At 68.2% G+C, this 18,702-nt stretch carries 21 protein-coding genes and 1 riboswitch; of the genes, 14 read left to right on the forward strand and 7 right to left on the reverse strand.

Annotated features, from left to right (window positions below):
* Positions 1-46: 46 nt before the first annotated feature.
* Together AT700_RS04425 and AT700_RS04430 are read right to left on the reverse strand one after the other, a co-directional pair.
* Positions 47-709: a class I SAM-dependent methyltransferase gene (locus AT700_RS04425; RefSeq protein WP_003113049.1), complete on the reverse strand. Its 663-nt coding sequence runs from the start codon at positions 707-709 to the stop codon at positions 47-49.
* Positions 706-1,176, reverse strand: a complete 471-nt coding sequence (locus AT700_RS04430) for a YbaY family lipoprotein (protein WP_003113050.1) — start codon at positions 1,174-1,176, stop codon at positions 706-708. The genes AT700_RS04425 and AT700_RS04430 overlap by 4 nt, the downstream gene beginning before the upstream one ends.
* Positions 1,177-1,361: 185 nt before the next feature.
* Between AT700_RS04430 and nrdR the strand changes: the two genes are divergently transcribed.
* From nrdR to AT700_RS04495, 13 genes are all read left to right on the forward strand, one after another.
* Positions 1,362-1,826, forward strand: a complete 465-nt coding sequence (gene nrdR / locus AT700_RS04435; RefSeq protein ID WP_003107181.1) for a transcriptional regulator NrdR — start codon at positions 1,362-1,364, stop codon at positions 1,824-1,826.
* Entirely contained in the window at positions 1,823-2,944 is a 1,122-nt protein-coding gene (gene ribD / locus AT700_RS04440) for a bifunctional diaminohydroxyphosphoribosylaminopyrimidine deaminase/5-amino-6-(5-phosphoribosylamino)uracil reductase RibD (RefSeq protein WP_003107179.1), read from the forward strand. The genes nrdR and ribD overlap by 4 nt, the downstream gene beginning before the upstream one ends.
* Before the next feature lie 81 nt (positions 2,945-3,025).
* Positions 3,026-3,188: riboswitch (FMN riboswitch) on the forward strand.
* A 183-nt stretch (positions 3,189-3,371) separates the two neighbouring features.
* Positions 3,372-4,031: a riboflavin synthase gene (locus tag AT700_RS04445; protein WP_003093316.1), complete on the forward strand. Its 660-nt coding sequence runs from the start codon at positions 3,372-3,374 to the stop codon at positions 4,029-4,031.
* Between the two features lie 26 nt (positions 4,032-4,057).
* Complete coding sequence (ribBA, locus tag AT700_RS04450) at positions 4,058-5,155, forward strand: bifunctional 3,4-dihydroxy-2-butanone-4-phosphate synthase/GTP cyclohydrolase II (RefSeq protein ID WP_003093313.1); 1,098 nt, start codon at positions 4,058-4,060, stop codon at positions 5,153-5,155.
* Between the two features lie 117 nt (positions 5,156-5,272).
* Positions 5,273-5,749, forward strand: a complete 477-nt coding sequence (ribE, locus tag AT700_RS04455) for a 6,7-dimethyl-8-ribityllumazine synthase (protein WP_003093311.1) — start codon at positions 5,273-5,275, stop codon at positions 5,747-5,749.
* Positions 5,746-6,225 carry a transcription antitermination factor NusB gene (gene nusB / locus AT700_RS04460; protein ID WP_003093308.1) on the forward strand — a complete coding sequence of 160 codons (480 nt, stop codon included), beginning with the start codon at positions 5,746-5,748 and terminating at the stop codon, positions 6,223-6,225. Before ribE ends, nusB begins: the two co-directional genes overlap by 4 nt.
* Before the next feature lie 18 nt (positions 6,226-6,243).
* Positions 6,244-7,212 (forward strand): thiamine-phosphate kinase, encoded by a 969-nt coding sequence (gene thiL / locus AT700_RS04465; protein ID WP_003113052.1) that lies wholly within the window; start codon positions 6,244-6,246, stop codon positions 7,210-7,212.
* Positions 7,205-7,720, forward strand: a complete 516-nt coding sequence (locus tag AT700_RS04470; RefSeq protein ID WP_003093304.1) for a phosphatidylglycerophosphatase A — start codon at positions 7,205-7,207, stop codon at positions 7,718-7,720. The genes thiL and AT700_RS04470 overlap by 8 nt, the downstream gene beginning before the upstream one ends.
* A gap of 8 nt (positions 7,721-7,728) precedes the next feature.
* Positions 7,729-8,475, forward strand: a complete 747-nt coding sequence (locus tag AT700_RS04475; RefSeq protein ID WP_003102821.1) for a substrate-binding periplasmic protein — start codon at positions 7,729-7,731, stop codon at positions 8,473-8,475.
* Positions 8,476-8,477: 2 nt separating this feature from the next.
* On the forward strand, positions 8,478-9,122 hold the full coding sequence (locus AT700_RS04480) for a TIGR02281 family clan AA aspartic protease (protein ID WP_003102820.1): 645 nt from the start codon (positions 8,478-8,480) through the stop codon (positions 9,120-9,122).
* A gap of 130 nt (positions 9,123-9,252) precedes the next feature.
* A complete protein-coding gene (gene ribA, locus AT700_RS04485; RefSeq protein WP_003110510.1) occupies positions 9,253-9,870 on the forward strand; it encodes a GTP cyclohydrolase II in 618 nt (205 codons plus the stop codon).
* On the forward strand, positions 9,867-10,286 hold the full coding sequence (locus AT700_RS04490) for a hypothetical protein (protein WP_003093296.1): 420 nt from the start codon (positions 9,867-9,869) through the stop codon (positions 10,284-10,286). The genes ribA and AT700_RS04490 overlap by 4 nt, the downstream gene beginning before the upstream one ends.
* A complete protein-coding gene (locus AT700_RS04495; RefSeq protein ID WP_003132405.1) occupies positions 10,286-11,083 on the forward strand; it encodes a cobalamin-binding protein in 798 nt (265 codons plus the stop codon). The genes AT700_RS04490 and AT700_RS04495 overlap by 1 nt, the downstream gene beginning before the upstream one ends.
* A gap of 123 nt (positions 11,084-11,206) precedes the next feature.
* On the opposite strand, the gene dxs is transcribed toward AT700_RS04495, so the two are convergent.
* The 3 genes from dxs to AT700_RS04510 all read right to left on the reverse strand — a co-directional run bounded on the left by dxs (position 11,207) and on the right by AT700_RS04510 (position 14,325).
* Positions 11,207-13,090: a 1-deoxy-D-xylulose-5-phosphate synthase gene (gene dxs / locus AT700_RS04500; RefSeq protein WP_003102816.1), complete on the reverse strand. Its 1,884-nt coding sequence runs from the start codon at positions 13,088-13,090 to the stop codon at positions 11,207-11,209.
* A 108-nt stretch (positions 13,091-13,198) separates the two neighbouring features.
* The gene (locus AT700_RS04505; protein WP_003093289.1) at positions 13,199-14,086 is read right to left on the reverse strand and encodes a polyprenyl synthetase family protein; all 888 of its coding nucleotides are present in this window, start codon (positions 14,084-14,086) and stop codon (positions 13,199-13,201) included.
* On the reverse strand, positions 14,083-14,325 hold the full coding sequence (locus tag AT700_RS04510; protein WP_003093283.1) for an exodeoxyribonuclease VII small subunit: 243 nt from the start codon (positions 14,323-14,325) through the stop codon (positions 14,083-14,085). Before AT700_RS04510 ends, AT700_RS04505 begins: the two co-directional genes overlap by 4 nt.
* Before the next feature lie 157 nt (positions 14,326-14,482).
* Here AT700_RS04510 and AT700_RS04515 point away from each other — a divergent pair, with 157 nt between their 5' ends.
* Positions 14,483-15,652, forward strand: a complete 1,170-nt coding sequence (locus AT700_RS04515) for a mandelate racemase/muconate lactonizing enzyme family protein (protein ID WP_058207831.1) — start codon at positions 14,483-14,485, stop codon at positions 15,650-15,652.
* A 231-nt stretch (positions 15,653-15,883) separates the two neighbouring features.
* On the opposite strand, the gene AT700_RS04520 is transcribed toward AT700_RS04515, so the two are convergent.
* Positions 15,884-16,891, reverse strand: a complete 1,008-nt coding sequence (locus AT700_RS04520) for a DUF4340 domain-containing protein (RefSeq protein WP_048520789.1) — start codon at positions 16,889-16,891, stop codon at positions 15,884-15,886.
* 1 nt (position 16,892) lies between these two features.
* Positions 16,893-18,695 carry a GldG family protein gene (locus tag AT700_RS04525; RefSeq protein WP_048520790.1) on the reverse strand — a complete coding sequence of 601 codons (1,803 nt, stop codon included), beginning with the start codon at positions 18,693-18,695 and terminating at the stop codon, positions 16,893-16,895.
* Between the last annotated feature and the right edge of the window lie 7 nt (positions 18,696-18,702).

Below are 18,702 nucleotides of genomic sequence, written 5' to 3' on the forward strand. Positions count from 1 at the left end.
TGACCACTATAAGTGGGGGCGCGCCGCGCGCAAACAAGCCCGTGCCTCAGGCTTGCCCGCGTTCGGCGTGATACAGGCTGACCAGGCGGAATTCGGCGGGCTCGGCGAGGTCCGGCCAGGTACAGGCTTCGAGCACGTCCAGGCGCCGGTACAGCGGATGACGGAAGTCACGGACCCGCGAGTCGGCGACCAGCGCCTGGCGGCCGCGGCTGAGGAACTGGTCGAGCAGCGGCAGGTTGGCGCGGTCGTAGAGCACGTCGGCCACCAGGATCAGGTCGAAGCGATCGTCCTCGGCGAAGAAGTCCGCCGAATAGCTCAGCTCCACTCCGTTCAGTTCGGCGTTCGCCCGGCTCGCTGCCAGCGCCAGGGGATCCAGGTCGCAAGCCACCACCTCGGCGGCGCCGGCGCGGGCCGCGGCGATCGCCGCCACCCCGGAGCCGCTGCCGAAGTCCAGCACGCGCTTGTCGCGGACCCACTGCGGGCGCGCCGCCAGCCAGCGCGCCAGGACCAGCCCGCTGGCCCAGCAGAAGCACCAGTACGGCGGCTCTTCGAGGATGCGGCGGGTTTCCTCCGGGCTGAACTGGCGGTCCATGTTCTGCGCGTCGATCAGCCACAGGCGCAGGTCGGTGCCGGGCAGCGCGGTGGCGCTGAGCCGGGCGTCGCCGAGCAGCTCGCCCAGCGCCTGGGTCAGGGCTTGCGGTGCCGTCACGGCGCGCGTACCAGGCGCAGTTCGCCGAGGGACTGGGTGGTCGGCTGGGCGATCCGCAACGGATGCAGGCGCCAGGCCAACTGGCCGGACTGGATCACCCGCGCGTGCAGTTCGACGCGCAGCGCGCCACCGGCCGGCGGGAAGGATTCGGGGTTGAACGGCAGGCGGAAGGGCATGAGTTCGCCGGTGGCCAGCACCGTCTCGCTGGCCAGCAGCCGCTGTGGACGGTCGCGCTCGTCGATCACCAGCAGTGCCATCTGCACCTCGCTGCCGCGTGGCAGGCTGCCCTGGATGCTGCTCAGCGTTCCGCTCAGCTCGCGCAGGTGGGCCGGTAGCACCGGCTCGACCATGGTCACGCTGCGCGAAGCTTGCGGCGTTGGCGCAGGCTTCGGCTTGTCGCTGGAACAAGCGGCGAGGAGAAGGACGGCCAGCAGGGCGATCGGGCGCAGGGTCATGGGCTGCTCCATAGCGGTGGAATCCGGGCGGCGCTTGTATAGCGCAAAGTGTGATTCTTGTCGCGCTTCGCGTAGTCCGCAACGTCCGATTCCTCTCGCCTTTCCCAGCGTGCCGGCGCCGGTCGATTCTGCGGGTGCTCGGTCGGGCGCGGATGCGCTACCATGCGGCTTCCTTCAGCTACGCCTGTATCAGCACCATGCATTGTCCCTTCTGCGGTGCCCATGACACCAAAGTGATTGACTCGCGACTGGTCGCCGAGGGCGATCAGGTGCGCCGGCGCCGCGAGTGCCTGGCCTGCGGCGAACGCTTCACCACCTTCGAGACCGCCGAGCTGGTCATGCCGCGCCTGATCAAGCAGGACGGCAGCCGCCAGCCGTTCGACGAGGACAAGCTGCGCGCCGGCATGCAGCGCGCCCTGGAGAAGCGTCCGGTCAGCGTCGAGCGGCTGGAAGCGGCCATCGGCCACATCAAGCACCAGTTGCGCGCCACCGGCGAGCGCGAGATCAAGTCGCGGGTGCTGGGCGAACTGGTGATGGCCGAGCTGCAGAAGCTCGACGAAGTCGCCTACATCCGTTTCGCCTCGGTCTACCGGCGCTTCCAGGACCTCAACGAATTCCGCGAGGAGATCGAACGCCTCGCCCGCGAGCCGGCCAAGGAATGAACGCCGCCGACCCGCTGTACATGGCCCGCGCCCTGGAACTGGCGCGCCAGGGGCTGTACTCCACCCATCCGAATCCGCGTGTCGGCTGCGTGCTGGTCAAGGACGGCCAGGTGGTCGGCGAGGGCTGGCACGTCCGCGCCGGCGAGCCGCACGCCGAGGTCCATGCCCTGCGCCAGGCCGGCGAGAATGCACGCGGCGCCACCGCCTACGTGACCCTCGAGCCCTGCAGCCACTTCGGCCGCACCCCGCCGTGCGCCGATGCGCTGGTGGGCGCCGGGGTGGCGCGGGTGGTCGCGGCGATGCAGGATCCCAACCCCGAGGTCGCCGGTCGCGGCCTGCTGCGTCTGATGCAGGCCGGCATCGCGGTGCAGAGCGGCGTCCTCGAAGCCGAGGCGCGGGAACTCAACATCGGTTTCATCAAGCGCATGGAACATGGCCTGCCGTTCGTCCGGGTCAAGCTGGCGATGAGCCTGGACGGGCGCACCGCCATGGCCAGCGGGGAAAGCCAGTGGATCACCGGGCCCTCCGCGCGTTCGGCGGTGCAGCGCTTGCGCGCTCGCTCCAGCGTGGTGTTGTCCGGCGCCGATACGCTGCTGGCGGACGATGCGCGGCTCAACGTACGCCCCGACGAACTGGGCCTGAACGCCGAGCTTACCGCGCTCGCCGCGGCTCGCCAGCCGTTGCGGGTGCTGGTCGACGGGCGCCTGCGGGTGCCGCTGGAGTCGGCGTTCTACCAGGCCGGTCCGGCGCTGGTGGCGACCTGCGCCGCCGCCTCGGCGCGCGAACGCTTCCAGGACGCCGGCCACGAACTGCTGGCGCTGCCCTCCGCCGAGGGCCACGTCGATTTGCACAAGCTGCTCCTGGAACTGGCGGCGCGCGGCGCCAACGAAGTGCTGGTGGAGGCCGGCCCGCGTCTGGCCGGCGCCTTCGCCCGGCTGGGGCTGGTGGATGAGTACCGGCTGTTCGTCGCGCCGAAGTTCCTCGGCTCCAGCGCCCGTCCTTTGCTCGACTGGCCGCTGGCGCGGATGGCCGATGCGGCGCAGTTGCGGATCGACGACATCCGCGCGGTGGGCGACGACTGGCTGGTCACCGCGCGGCCCCATCCGCGGGACGCCTGAACTTCGCTGCGCGGCGACGCGGCGGACGATGCACAAGCGGCGCAACTGTGGTAAAACGCCACACGGCCATCTCGGTGGCCGTAACGTTCTCAGGGCGGGGTGAAAGTCCCCACCGGCGGTAATGGCGCGCAAGGCGCCTAGCCCGCGAGCGCTTGCCGGACCGGCCACCGCCGGACGACAAGGTCAGCAGACCCGGTGCGATTCCGGGGCCGACGGTCATAGTCCGGATAAAGAGAGAACGGGATTGCCTGCCTGGGCGTACCCTGTGCGCCCGCAAGATCCCCTTCGATCCAAAAAGCCCTGTTTTTCACGAAACAGGAGTTCGTCATATGTCTTCATCTTGGAATACCCGCGCTATGGCACGCAGGCCGCTCGGCGTCGCGCCGGCCATGCTGTGCGCCTGTGCGGCGGAAAAACGGGAGGTCGCATGTTCACCGGCATAATCGAGTCGATCGGCAGCGTCCGCGCAATGACGCCCAAGGGCGGCGACCTGCGGGTCTACATCGCCACCGGCAAGCTCGACCTGGGCGACGTCAAGCTCGGCGACAGCATCGCGGTCAACGGCGTCTGCCTGACCGCGGTGGAACTGCCCGGCGATGGCTTCTGGGCCGACGTCAGCCGCGAGAGCCTGGCGCGCACCGCCTTCCAGCACCTGAAGGTGGGCAGCCGGGTGAACCTGGAAAAGGCCCTGACGCCGACCACCCGCCTCGGCGGACACCTGGTGAGCGGCCACGTCGACGGCGTCGGCGAGGTGCTCAAGCGCGAGGAGAACGCCCGCGCCATCCAGTTCACCGTGCGTGCCCCGCGCGAACTGGCCAGGTACATCGCGCACAAGGGCTCGATCACCGTCGACGGCACCAGCCTCACGGTGAACGCGGTGAACGGCGCGGAGTTCGAGCTGACCATCGTCCCGCATACGCTCAGCGAAACCATCATGGCCGAGTACCAGCCCGGACGCCGGGTCAACCTCGAGGTCGACCTGCTGGCCCGTTACCTGGAGCGCCTGCTGCTTGGCGACAAGGCCGCCGAGCCCAGCGCCTCCGGCATCAGCGAAGCGTTTCTCGCCGAGAACGGTTTTCTCAAGTAACCCACGAATTGCATAAGGGGGTGCCCATGGCACTCAACACGATCGACGAACTGATCGAAGACATCCGCCAAGGCAAGATGGTCATCCTGATGGATGACGAGGACCGCGAGAACGAAGGCGACCTGATCATGGCCGCCGAATGCGTCCGCACCGAAGACATCAACTTCATGGTCAAGCATGCCCGCGGCCTGGTCTGCATGCCGATGACCCGCGAGCGTTGCGAGCGCCTCGGCCTGCCGCTGATGGTGCAGCGCAACGGCTCCGGCTTCGGCACCAAGTTCACTGTCTCCATCGAGGCCGCCGAGGGCGTCACCACCGGCATCTCCGCCGCGGACCGCGCCCGCACCGTGCAGGCTGCGGCGGCGAAGAACGCCGTGGCCGCCGACATCGTCAGCCCCGGCCACATCTTCCCGCTGATGGCCCAGCCGGGCGGTACCCTGGCTCGCGCCGGGCACACCGAGGCGGCCTGCGACCTGGCGCGGATGGCCGGGTTCGAGCCGTCCGGGGTGATCTGCGAGGTGATGAACGACGACGGCAGCATGGCTCGCCGGCCCGAACTGGAGGCGTTCGCCGCCGAGCACGGGATCAAGATCGGCACCATCGCCGACCTGATCCACTACCGGCTGATCCACGAGCGCACCGTCGAGCGCATCGCCGAGCAGCCGCTCGACAGCGAACTGGGCCACTTCAACCTGATCACCTACCGCGACTCGGTGGAGGGCGACGTGCACCTGGCGCTGACCCTCGGCAAGGTCTGCGCGGAAGAGCCGACCCTGGTCCGCGTGCATAACATGGACCCGCTGCGCGACCTGCTGCAGGTCAACCAGCCGGGCCGCTGGAGCCTGCGCGCGGCGATGACCAAGGTCGCCGAGGCGGGCAGCGGCGTGGTGCTGCTGCTCGGTCACCAGATCGGCGGCGACGACCTGCTCGCCCATGTCCGCGAGATCGCTTCGGCGCCGGCTCCGGCGCCCAAGGCCACCACCACCTACAGCACCGTCGGTGCCGGTTCGCAGATCCTGCGCGACCTCGGCGTGCGCAAGATGCGCCTGCTGAGTGCGCCGATGCGCTTCAATGCGATATCCGGTTTCGACCTGGAAGTTGTAGAATACCTGCCCGCCGAATAAGGCCTGTCCCGCCCGCCGCGTGCAAGATCGCGGTGGGCGCTATGCTGGACGGACCTTTCGACCCTTTTCGCTCGGGGCGCAACGGCGTCCCGGCTCTTTAACAGATGAGACCTGCTCATGACCCTGAAGACCATCGAAGGTACCTTCATTGCCCCCAAAGGCCGCTACGCCCTGGTGGTCGGCCGCTTCAACAGCTTCGTCGTGGAAAGCCTGGTCAGCGGCGCCGTCGACGCCCTGGTCCGCCACGGCGTGGCTGAAAGCGAGATCACCATCATCCGCGCCCCGGGTGCCTTCGAGATCCCGCTGGTGACCCAGAAGGTCGCCCAGCAAGGCGGCTTCGACGCCATCATCGCCCTCGGCGCGGTGATCCGTGGCGGCACCCCGCACTTCGAATACGTGGCTGGCGAGTGCACCAAGGGCCTGGCCCAGGTGTCCCTGCAGTTCGGCATCCCGGTCGCCTTCGGCGTCCTCACCGTCGACTCCATCGAGCAGGCCATCGAGCGCTCCGGCACCAAGGCCGGCAACAAGGGCGCCGAAGCCGCGCTGTCGGCCCTGGAAATGGTCAGCCTGCTGGCGCAGTTGGAGGCCAAGTGAGCAATCAAGACAGCGGCAACCCGGCAGCCAAGCCGCCGAAAGGCAAGACCGCCGCTCGCCGCAAGGCCCGCAGCCTGGCCGTCCAGGCCCTGTACTCCTGGCAGATCGCCGGCCAGCCCCTGCACGAGATCGAGGCGCAGTTCCGCACCGACAACGACTTCTCCGAGGTCGACGGCGCCTACTTCCACGAGATCCTGCACGGCGTGCCGCGACAGAAGAGCGAGCTGGACTCCACCTTCGAGCCCTGCCTGGACCGCCCGCTGGCCGAGATCGACCCGGTCGAGCTGGCCATCCTGCGGCTGTCCACCTACGAGCTGCGCAACCGCATCGACGTGCCCTACAAGGTAGTGATCAACGAGGGCATCGAGCTGGCCAAGACCTTCGGCGCCACCGACGGCCACAAGTTCGTCAACGGCGTGCTCGACAAGCTGGCGCCGCGCCTGCGCGCCGCCGAGCTGCGCGGCGGCAAGCGCTGATCCCGCGCCGGCGGCGTCATGGGTGAGTTCGAGCTGATCCGCCGCTTCTTCGCCGCGGCCGCCTGCGCGGCGCCGGCGGCGGACGTGGCCCTCGGCATCGGCGACGACTGCGCCCTGCTGGCGCCGCCAGCCGGCGAACAACTGGCGGTCTCCACCGATACCCTGGTGGAAGGCGTGCATTTTCCCGCCGGTTGCGACCCTTTCCTTCTTGCCCAGCGCGCCCTGGCGGTCTCCGCCAGCGACCTGGCGGCGATGGGCGCCGCGCCCCTGGCCTTCACCCTGGCCCTGACCTTGCCGCAGGCCGACGCCGAGTGGTTGCAGGGCTTCGCCCGCGGCCTCGACGCCATGGCCCGGCAGTGCGGCCTGGCCCTGGTCGGCGGCGACACCACGCGCGGCCCGCTGAGCATGACCCTGACCGTATTCGGCAGGGTGCCGGCCGGCCAGGCGCTGACCCGCGCCGGTGCGCGCCCGGGCGACCTGCTCTGCGTCGGGGGCCCGCTCGGCGAGGCTGGAGCGGCGCTGGAACTGGTGCTGGAGCGAAGATCGGCGCCCGCCGAGGTGGCCGAACCGCTGCTGGCGCGCTACTGGACGCCGGCCCCGCAATTCGGTCTGGGCCTCGCCCTGCGCGGCAAGGCCAGCGCCGCCCTGGACATCTCCGACGGGCTGCTCGCCGACTGCGGGCATATCGCCCGCGCTTCCGGCGTTGCCCTGTTGGTCGAATGCCAGCGCTTGCAGGCAAGCGCCGCGTTGAGCGGCCTGCTCGCCGGCGAGGAAGCCTTGCGCCAGCAACTGGCCGCCGGCGACGACTACGTGCTGGTTTTCACCCTGCCGCCTGAGTACCTTGGCGAGATTCGCGCCGCGTGGCCGGCCATGGCCGTCATCGGCCGGGTCGAGGCGGGACAGGGGGTGCACCTGCTCGACGCCGACGGAAAGGAACTCATACCGGCCGCGGCCGGTTACCAACATTTCGGAACCCAACGTGACTGAGCATCCTGATCAGGCGCCGGCGCAGCCGGTGCCGCCGTCGGTCTGGCGCAATCCCTGGCATTTCCTCGCCTTCGGCTTCGGCTCCGGCACCCTGCCCAAGGCGCCGGGCACCTGGGGGTCGCTGGTGGCCATCCCGTTCATCCCGCTGTGGCAGATGCTGCCGGACTGGGGCTACTGGCTGATGCTGGGAGTGACCATGCTGTTCGGCTTCTGGCTGTGCGGCAAGGTCGCCGACGACCTGCGCGTGCACGACCACGAAGGCATCGTCTGGGACGAGATGGTCGGCATGTGGATAACCCTCTGGCTGGTGCCGGAGGGCTGGTGGTGGCTGCTGATCGGCTTCGTCGTGTTCCGCATCGTGGATATTCTCAAGCCCTGGCCGATCAGTTGGGTGGACCGCAACGTGCACGGCGGCGTCGGGATCATGCTCGACGACGTCCTGGCCGGGGTATTCGCCTGGCTGGTCATGCAGGGTCTAGTCTGGGGATGGGTACACTGGCTGGTCTGAGGCCTCCCATGCGTCTGCTCGTCCTGTTCTGCTGCCTGTGGCTGCTGCCCGGCGTCGCTTCCGCCGCCCCCTCCGTGGGCGAGATCCGCGTGGTCAGCGAAACCTGGACGCGCTACACCCAGGAGGACGGTCGCGGGGTGGCCTGGGACCTGCTGCGGGCCGTCTACGAGCCGGCCGGGGTACGCCTGCGGATCGCCAACGAGCCCTATACCCGGGCGGTCGGCCTGGTCCTGCGCGGCGAGGCCGACGCCTGGGTCGGCGCCTACCGCGGGGAAATCGACGAAGCGCTTTATCCTCGCTGGCCCTATGACGTCGATCCGATCGCCGTGCTTTCCCTGAAAGACAATCCGCCGCCGCCACTGGAGGGCCTGAGCCGGTTCCGCCTGTCATGGATGCGTGGCTACGCCTTCGCCCGCTATTTCCCTACCCTGACCCCGCACAGCGAGTTGCAGCGCCGCACCTCGGCGCTGCCGATGCTGCTCAACCACCGGGTCGACTATTTCATCGATTCGCGTCCGGAACTCGAGGAAATGCTCGCAGGGGCCGGAGCGCTGGCGGCTGAGTACCGCATCACCGACGTCACTCGGTTGCCGCTGTATCTTGGCTTCTCCGATTCCCCCAGGGGCCGTGAGCTGCTGGCGCTGTTCGACCGGCGCATGCGGCAGTTGCATGCCAGCGGCGAGCTGGAGCGGATCTTCGCCCGCTGGAACTGGCCCTATGCGCCGTTGAAGGCAATCCTGCCACCCAAGGAGTGATCATGCTGCGGCTGTGCGTCGCCCTGTTTTCCAGCGCTCTCGCGTTGTCCTCGCTGGCCGCGCCCCAGGTGTTCGTGGTCGGCCTGTTCCCCGGCGCGGCGGTACTCAACGTCGATGGCCAGCGCAAGCTGGTCAGGGTCGGCCAGACCGGCCCGCAGGGCGTCCAGGTGGTCAGCGCCGACAGCCGCAAGGCGGTGCTGCGGATCGACGGCGTCGAGCGCACCTACGAACTGAGCCGCGAATACAACGAGGCAGGCTATTCGGCGCCGCAGCGGCAAAGCTTCAGCATAGCCCGCGGTACGGGCGGGCACTATTGGGTGGCTGGCTCGGTGAACGGGCAGAACATGCAGTTCCTGGTGGATACCGGCGCCACCAGCATCGCCATGAACGAGAACGAGGCGCGCCGCCTGGGTATCGATTACCGGGTGGACGGCAAGCCGATGGTCGCCTCCACTGCCAGCGGAACCTCGCGCGGCTGGCGGGTGACCCTGGACCGGGTGAAGATCGGCGGTATCGAGTTGCTGGGTGTCGAGGCGGCGGTGATCGAGGGTGGCTATCCGACCGAAGCCCTGCTCGGCATGAGTTTCCTCAACCGGGTGCGTTGGCGCGAGGAACAGGGAATGCTGCTTATCGAGGCCAAGCATTGAATGTCGCTCGCTCATAACCCGGGGTTCTATTCATCGTCCATCTCGATAGGTATTTGCGGCATTTCGAGCTGACCGGGCGCCGGACGCTGCTGGTACAATGGCGGACTTCCGTTTCCCTAGGAGTTCCCCGGTGTCCGTCGTGTTCGTCGCCGCCTCCAAACTGCCGACTCCCTTCGGCGAATTCACCATGCATGGTTTCCTCGACGAGGAGAGCGGCAAGGAACATGTAGCCCTGAGCATGGGCGACATCGCCGATGGCGCGCCGGTGCTTGGTCGCCTGCATTCCGAATGCCTGACCGGCGACGCGCTGTTCAGCCTGCGCTGCGATTGCGGTTTCCAGCTGGAAGGCGCGCTTGCCGCCATCGCCGAGGAGGGCCGCGGCGTGCTCCTCTACCTGCGCCAGGAAGGTCGCGGCATCGGCCTGCTGAACAAGATCCGTGCCTATGAATTGCAGGATGGCGGTGCCGACACCGTCGAGGCGAACCTGCAACTGGGTTTTGGCGCCGACCAGCGCGACTACGCCATGTGCCAGCCGATGCTCGCGCACCTGGGCGTCTCCTCCCTGCGCCTGATGACCAACAATCCGCGCAAGGTCAAGGCGCTGGAAAGCTACGCCATCACCGTGGCGGAGCGCGTGCCGCTGCAAAAGGGCCTGAACAAGCACAACAGGCGCTACCTGGCGACCAAGGCCGGCAAGCTCGGGCACATGCTCGGCAGCCTGCACCAGGGCGAGGCGGAAACCACGTGAGTCGCCAGCAAGCCCGCGGCGCGCTGGGACGTGCCTGGTGGTTGCAACTGGCGTTGGCGCTGTTGCCGCTGATCCTGGTCGAGTTCTTCCTCGGCGAACTGCAACCCCTTCCCCATGGCCTGGCGATGCCGCTGTTCATCGCCGCGCTGCTGTCGATGTTCGTCAACCTGCCGCTGTTCGGTGCCTACAAGCGTGGTCTCATCGCCACCCAGAAAGCGCTGGATACGGCGGAGGAAGCCGCCGCCTGGACCCGTCTGGCGCAGGTGCGCCGCAAGGCCCTGTTCGGCGCCAGCCTGCCGGCCTGGATCGGCGTGCCGGGTGTGTTCGCCGGGCTCAACGGCGTTGCGCTGATCCTGCTCGGGATCACCAGCCTGGTGCTGTTCTGGCTCTACCGTATTCCGCGTCAACTCGGTTGATGCGCTCGTTCTGGCTGCTCGCCTGCCTGCTCCTCAGCCTTTCCGCCGGGGCGGCGCAGCGGGTGGTCAGCCTGGCGCCTTCGCTGACCGACAGCGTCCTCGAACTCGGCGCCGCGCGCCGCCTGGTCGGCGTGCTGGATGGTGGCGAGCGTCCGGCGGCGATTGGCGACCTGCCTTCCGTCGGCCGCTACGGCCAGGTCAATCTCGAACGCCTGCTGGAACTGCAGCCCGATCTGATCCTGGTCTGGCCCGGCAGCGTGCCCGAGGCGCAGTTGCAGCGTCTGCGGGACTTCGGCATCGCCCTCTTCATCGCCGAACCGCACAGCCTCGACGAACTGGCCCTGCAACTGGCTGCGCTGGGCGAGGCATTGGGCGAGGCCGAGGCCGGCCAGCGGCTGTCGACCAGGTTCCGCGAAGGCATGCGGCGCCTGGCCGAGCGCTACCGGCGGGACAAGCCGCTGAAGGTGTTCTACCAGGTCTGGGACCGGCCGCTGTACACCATTGGCGGACGCCAGGTGATCAGCGATGCGCTGCGCGTCTGCGGTGCCGAGAACCTGTTCGGCGACCTGCCGCAGCCGGCGCCGCAGGTCAGCGTCGAGGCGGTTCTGGCGCGCGATCCGGCGGTCATCGTCGCCGGCAGTCACGCCCAGCTCGAACTCTGGCGGCAATGGCCGGCGCTGGCGGCGACGCGGCGCGGACAGCTGTACCGGATCGAAGACAAGAACCTTGAGCGGCCGAGCTTCGCCATGCTGGCGGCGACCGAGAAACTCTGCCGCTCGCTCGCCGGGGCGCGCTGAATGCTTGCCGGTATCGCGCTGTACCGGCGAATAACGCCGGTGGCGTTATTCGCCCTACGGGCAATTGGGGGGTAGGGCGAATAACCGCAACGCGGTTATCCGCCGTTGTCGCTGGGTTTGGCGCTATTGCCGGTCGAGACGCTGGCGTACCGCCTTTTCGATGCCCGCGGCATCCAGGCCGCATTCGGCGAGCATCTCGCTGGGCTTGGCGTGTTCGACGTAGTAGTCGGGCAGGCCCAGTTGCAGCAGCGGGACTTCGAGGCCCTCGCTGGCGAGGAACTCGCCGACCGCCGAGCCGGCGCCGCCCATCACGGCGTTTTCCTCGATGGTCACCAGCAGTTCGTGGCTGCCCGCCAGTTCGCGTACCAGGGCTTCGTCGAGGGGTTTGACGAAACGCATGTCGACGACCGTGGCGTCGAGGCTTTCGGCGACCTTCATCGCCTCCGCCAACTGCACGCCGAAGACCAGCAGTGCGACCCTGCCGCCGCGCCGACGGACCACGCCCTTGCCGATCTCCACCGGTTGCAGGTCCGGATCGATCGGATGGTTGGGGCCGCTGCCGCGCGGATAGCGCACCGCGGCCGGGCCATCGAACAGGTAGCCGGTGGTGAGCAGCTTGCGCAGCTCGTCCTCGTCGCTGGGGGTCATCACCAGCATGCCGGGGATGCAGCGCAGGTAGGAGATGTCGAAGCTACCGGCGTGGGTCGGGCCGTCCTCGCCGACCAGGCCGGCGCGGTCGATGGCGAACAGCACGTCGAGGTGCTGCACGGCGACGTCATGGATCAACTGGTCGTAGGCGCGCTGGAGGAAGGTCGAGTAGATCGCTACCACCGGCTTCATGCCCTCGCAGGCCATGCCGGCGGCCAGGGTCACGGCATGCTGTTCGGCGATGGCGACGTCGAAGTAGCGTTCCGGATAACGTTCGCTGAAGGCCACCAGGTCGGAACCTTCCTTCATCGCCGGGGTGATGCCGAGCAGGCGCGCGTCCTGGGCGGCCATGTCGCACAGCCACTGGCCGAAGACGCTGGAATACTTGGGTCCGCCGGTCTTCTTCGGCGCACTGCCGGGAGCTTCCAGCTTGGTGATCGCGTGGTAGCCGATCGGATCCAGTTCGGCCGGGGCGAAGCCCTTGCCTTTCTTGGTCACCACATGGAGGAACTGCGGGCCCTTCATGTCGCGCATGTTGCGCAGGGTAGCCACCAGGGTCGGCAGGTCGTGGCCGTCGATCGGGCCTATGTAGTTCCAGCCGAGCTCCTCGAACAGGGTGCCGGGGACCAGCATGCCCTTGGCGTATTCCTCGGTGCGCCGGGCGATCTCCCAGGCCCCGGGCAGGCGCGAGAGCACCTTCTTGCTGCCCTCGCGCATGCTGCTATAGGTGCGGCTGGAGAGGATCTTCGCCAGGTAGTTGGAGAGCCCGCCGACGTTGTGCGAGATCGACATGTCGTTGTCGTTGAGGATCACCAGCATGTCGGCGTCGACTTCCGAGGCGTGGTTGAGTGCCTCGAAGGCCATGCCGGCGGTCAGCGCACCGTCGCCGATCACGGCCACCGACTTACGCTCCTTGCCTTGCAGGCGGGCGGCGATGGCCATGCCCAGGGCGGCGCTGATGGAGGTGCTGGAGTGGCCGACGCCGAAGGTGTCGTACTCGCTCTCTGCGCGGCGCGGGAAGGCCGCCAGGCCGTTCTTCTGGCGCAGGGTGCCCATCAGCTCGCGGCGTTCGGTGAGGATCTTGTGCGGATAGGCCTGGTGGCCGACGTCCCAGACCAGGCGGTCGTCCGGAGTGTCGAAGACGTAATGCAGGGCGATGGTCAGCTCGACCACGCCGAGGCCGGCGCCGAAATGACCGCCGGTCTGGCCGACGGTATACAGCAGGTACTGGCGCAGCTCGTCGGCCAGGGTTTCCAGGTCCGCCTCGCCCAGCCGGCGCAGTTCGGCCGGCGAAGAGGCGCGGTCGAGCAGGGGCGTGGCGGGGCGCTCGCGGGGAATCTCATGGAGCGTCTTGGGCATCAGGCTGTCGTTATGCAATCCGGAGAGGCCAGCAGTTTACCTGATGCACCGGCCGCGCCCAAGCAAGGGAGCCCCTACCTTTGCCGGGGACTTCCGACGACCCGTCGGTCAGTTGCGTCGCTCGACGATGTAGCGGGCCAGTTGGCGCAGCGGGTCGGCGCTCGGCGGAAAACCGTCGAGGGCGGCCAGGGCCAGGTCGCGCAGCTCCAGGGCATAGCCTTTGGCGGCCTCCAGGCCGAGCAGGGCGGGATAGGTCGGCTTGTTGTGCGCCTGGTCCTTGCCCTGGGTCTTGCCGAGGGTGGCGGTGTCGCTTTCCACGTCGAGGATGTCGTCCTGCACCTGGAAGGCCAGGCCGATCGCTTCGGCGTAGCGCTCCAGGGCGGCCAGCGCGGCGGGCTCGGCGCGACCGCTGGCGAGGGCGCCGAGGCGCACGCTGGCTTCGATCAGCGCGCCGGTCTTGTGCCGGTGCATGACTTCCAGAGCCGCCTGGTCGAGGGCCACGCCGACCGAGCCGAGGTCGATCGCCTGGCCGCCGACCATGCCGGCGGAGCCTGCGGCGCGCGCCAGGCGGGTGAGCATTTCCAGACAGACGGCATGTTCCTGCGGATTGCGCCGGGTGTCGGCGAGCACTTCGAAGGCCAGCGCCTGCAAGCCGTCGGCGGCGAGGATCGCGGTGGCTTCGTCGAAGGCCCGGTGGGTGGTCGGCTGGCCACGGCGCAGGTCGTCGTCGTCCATCGCCGGCAGGTCGTCGTGGACCAGCGAGTAGGCATGGATCAGCTCCACCGCGCAGGCCGCGGCGTCGGCGCGCTGCGGCGCTCCGCCGAGGGCCTCGCAGGCGGCGTAGGCGAGCAGCGGGCGAACCCGCTTGCCACCGTTCATCACGCTGTAGCGCATGGCCTCGTAGAGGCGTTGCAGTTCTTCGCGGGGAGCGACGAACAGGGCGTCCAGGGCGGCATCGACGCGCGCCTGGCAGCGCGCCTGGTAGGCCGCGATCATGCCTCGTCGCCTTCCGCATCGAACGGCGCTTCGCTGAGCTCGCCGTCGCGTTCGAGGAGGATCTGTACCTTCTGTTCGGCCTGGCTCAGCGACGTCTGGCATTCGCGGGTCAGGCGGATGCCCTGCTCGAAGGCGCCCAGCGACTCTTCCAGCGACAGCTCGCCGCTTTCCAGGCGTTCCACCAGGGTTTGCAGCTCGGTGAGGGACTGTTCGAAATCGAGGGTTTTCTTGCGGGCCATCGGGGGAGTCTCGGCGAGGTGTACAAAACCCCGCGACACTAGCAGAGGGGCGGGGGCCGGGCAAATCGGCGGAAGGTCGCTACGACCGATCGGGACGACCATGGCGGCGGCCTTGGCTAAGGTGGAGAGAGGTCCAGCGAGGAGGAGCCGACAGGCGATGCGCATCCAGGAGGTCCGGGAACGCAGTATTCCCCTTTCCCGTTACGCCGGCGTGGCGGCTGCCACCGGTGGTTTGAGCACCAGCCTGGTGGCGGTGCTCACCGATACCGTGCGCGACGGTCGGCGTGTGGTCGGCTACGGCCACGCCTCGGTAGGGCGCTACGCCCAGGGCGGGCTGATCCGCGAGCGTTTCGCCCCGCGCCTGCTGGGGGCTCCGGCGGACAGCCTGGCGAGCGACGACGGCAGTGGCATCGATCCGTTGCGTGCCTGGGACCTGATGATGCGCGACGAGAAGCCCGGCGGCCACGGCGAACGCTGCGTCGCGGTGGGCGCCCTGGACATGGCGCTGTGGGATGCCGCGGCCAAGGCCGCCGGCCTGCCGCTGCATCGCTTCCTGGCGCGACGCCTGGGGCTGGCGGAAGACTATCCGCAGCGCGTACCGGTCTACGCCGGCGGCGGCTACCCCTATCCGCACGACGACCTGGGACGCCTGGAAGAGGAACTGCGGCGCTTCGTCGATCTCGGCTACACCCACGCCAAGATCAAGATCGGCGCGGCCGGGCTGGACCAGGACCGGCGCCGTATCGACAGGGCGCTGCGGGTTCTCGGCGACGCTTCGCGGCTGGCGGTCGACGCGATGAACCGCTACGACGCGGAGGGCGCGGTCGACGCAGCGAAAGCCCTGGCGCCGCTGGGGTTGTGGTGGTTCGAGGACATCTGCGACCCCCACGATTTCCCTACCCAGGCCGAAGTGGCGGATATCTATCCGGGGCCCATCGGTGCCGGCGAGGCCTTGTTCTCCCTGGCCGAGGCTCGCTTGCTGGATCTCTATGGCGGCTTGCGGCGGGAGCGCGACGTGCTGGTGTTCGACCCCGTGCATTGCTATGGCCTGCCGGGCTACCTGGCGATACTCGACCACCTGTGCCCCCGGGGTTGGCCGCGCGCGGCCTTCCGCCCGCACGCCGGCTACCTGTTCAGCCTGCACCTGGTGGCGGCCCTGCGCCTGGGTTGGGCCGAGGCTACGCCGTCGGCTTTCCGGCCATTCGACGATTTCGCCGGTGCCCTGCCGTTTTCCTCGGGATTGGCGGGATTGCCACAATCGCCTGGTATCGGCTTCGAGCGCCAGGCGACACTTGCCGGGCTGTTCCGCAAGCTTCTGGAGGCCTAGAGAACGGTGATTGGCTGGGGTTGTGCGGAGGCATTAAAAAAGCCGGCTTGTGGCTGGCTTTTCTGGGGTGGGGTTGGCTTACTTCTGATAAGCCGCGCCTGCCTTAGGAATTCTGCATCGACGAGCCGAGGGCTCGTGAAGGAGGCGCTACTCTAGCAAACTCGGCCGGTCCTGCCCAGCATCCCGCGGGGCTCTATTTCGCCGGCTGCGAGCGGCGCCTGGCGAGAGCGCTCAGCACTTGGGCGACGAGGGCTTGGCCGGCTTGCTTTTCTTCACCGGCGACGCCTTGGGTAGCTGGGGCGCGGGAGCGGTATCCGGACTCAGACCCTCCACGCGGTAGCGCCAACCCTTGATGGCTGAGACCTGCCCGTCGGCGAAGCCCTTGCTGTCGGTCAGTTGCAACCAGTACTGGCGCTCCAGTTCCAGAAGCTGGCCCTGCAGCGTGCCGCCGGCGAAACTCTTGAGCGTGAAGGTCAGCAGCGGTTTTTGCCGCGAGGCCTTGGCCGGCGCGACCTCCAGCAGCCTGAGCGCAGCGAACAGGCGTGCGGCCTGCTCGGCTTCCGCCTCGCCCATCAACTGTGGCCTGGATGGGAACTGTCGCAGGCGGATGCCATCGTCCTTTTCGCTGGCTCGGGAAATGTTCAGCCGTACACCGTTGCCATAGGACAGGGTCAGCTCGCGCAACTGTTCGAATGGCAGGTCGGTCAACCGAGGGTCGAGCAGGGCCAGGTCGTTGACCGGCAGGCCGACCGTTCGGTCGATCAGCCAGGCCCCCTCATCGTCGGCCTGCCTGACCAACTGCCCGCCCTGCGAGGTGCGCTTGCCCAGCAATAGGACCAGCGGCGGCGCGTCGCCGCGCTCCAGGGTGATCCGGCTGGCCTGGCCCTTGCCCTGGTCGGAGAGTCCCATGCGTTCGCGGTTTTCCGGCGAGGCGCTCTTTTCCTCCAGCAGGCGCGCGTCGGCCAGGCTGCGCAACAGCTGCCGGATGGTTTCCCCCGAGGCGGGATAGCCGTCCTTGCTGGCGAGCGTCCAGTCCTTGCCATCGCGCCTGGCGCGGATCGTCGGTTGGCCGGGGGTGGCGATGCACAGCGCGGTCACCTGGTGCGGTTTCAGCCCTGGCAGCCAGGCGCGGCTCGCAGGCGGTTGCGCGGACGGTTGCTGCCGTTCGTGGAGCCAGCCCAAGGTTCCGGCGAACAGCGCCAGGGCGAGAGCGAGTCCCGCTATGCTACCCAGGCGCATGTCAGCCCCTCCTCCGGCGCATGCTGCGCCAGCTCCAATGCAGCAGGAGGAGCAGGGTGAGGAGCGCCGGCAGCAGGACCGTATTGGCCAGTTTCACCTGTTCCGCCAGGCGCTCGACATCGGCATTCAGCTGGAACTGCAATTGACGCAGTTGCTGGCGGATGCGCAATTTGTCATCGATGAAGCGGCGCAGCGTCGCTTCCATTTCCGGAGTCACCTCCTGGTCGCCGGCGTCCATCGATTGCTGCAAGGTGCGCAGGTTCTTGTCGGTGTCGTTGAGGCTCTGCTGCAGCGCGTTGAGCTGTTCCTGGGCGCGCATCCCGGCTTCGCGTCGGAGCGCTTCCACGCGGGTGAACGGGCGCTTCGTATGGCCTCGCGAGCGTAGGTCGATCAGCGCGTCCGAACCGGAGAGATAGTCGAGGGCATTGCCGACGAACAGGTCGTTGTCCGCCCATACCTGCGGCTCGTTGTGGCCGGGCTGTTCCTGGAGCCAGAGCGGATTGCTCAGCAGGTCCGTATCGGCGACCAACAGCACATGGATGTTCGCGCTGTCGCTCAGGCCTTCGCCTTGCTTCCCGCGGTCCGCGGGGAAGGCACTCGTCGCCGGCCCCTCGACCTTGGCGGCCAGCACGTAGTGTTCTCCGGTCGGGACCAGGGTGGCGTTGAGCTGCTCCGTCGAGGATTGGCGGAAGCGCTCCAGCGACAGCGGCATGCTGTGCGCCGAGCTGTGCAGCAACGGAATGAAGCGCGTCGAGGCTCCGCCGAGAGGTTCGAGCAGGCCGACGCTGGCGAGGTTGAGGCTTTCCAGGCCGGTGGTCAGCACGTTGTCGTGGGGGAACGTGTCGCCGGGGAGGTGCAGCCAGGTCGGATTGCGCTCCGGGCGACGTTCGGCGTTGGGCTTGATCATGGCGAACGAGGCATCCGCCAGCAGGGTATCCGGCCGCAACTGGACGCCCCAGGAACGCAGCAACGGGGCCAGGTCGGAGCTTTTCCCGCCGTCTGCATCGGCGAGACTCAGAGGGTCGACGAAGGCCAGCAGCTTGCCGCCGCGCAGGACGAACTGGTCGATGGCGTATTGGGTCTGTTCGGACAATTGCCTGGGGTGCACCAGCATCAACACCGAGACTTCGGCGGGGATTTCCGTCGAAGCGAGCCCCAGGGTGCGGATGTCGAACTGTTGGTAGAGCTTGTCCATCACCGCCCAGGGCCTGCTGCCCGGCTGCCCGTCGGTGGGCGCCTGCCCGGCCATCGGCAGCGAGCTCATCAGGCCGACTACCGTGCGTTCCCGCTGTGCGAGTGCCTGGACCAGGCGGCTGAGATCGTATTCCAGAAGCGGCTCTTCTTCCGGCGAGAAGAACGGGATCACCTGGAGGCCGTCGGTCGGGTTGGTGGCCGCCAGGCCAAAGTAGATGGCTTCGCCATTCGGGCCGATGGGCGGCGCCTGCAGGCCGAAGCGCGCGGCACGGTCCTCGTCGTCGGAGAATGGCAGGGGATCGATCACGAACAATCGGACATTGCCATGGCTCCGCCGTGCATAGAGGTCCAGCACTTCCTCGACGCGGCGGGCGTAGTTGCGCAGGGCGGGCAGGTCACTGGCGCGGCTTTTCGAAAAGAACAGGTAGAGGTTGAGCGGTTCGTCGAGACTGTCGAGGACTTCCTGGGTGCCGGCGCTGAAGGTGTAGAGCTTCTGCTGGGTGAGGTCGAACTGCTGGTCGCGCAGCAGCAGGCTGGACAGCAGGTTGAAAGCGAGGAACAGCAGGCCGACCAGCAGCAGGCCGACGCCCGAGTACAGGGTTCGTTTCATGGATGTT

The sequence above is a fragment of the Pseudomonas aeruginosa genome, from assembly GCF_001457615.1.
Lineage (GTDB): Bacteria > Pseudomonadota > Gammaproteobacteria > Pseudomonadales > Pseudomonadaceae > Pseudomonas > Pseudomonas aeruginosa.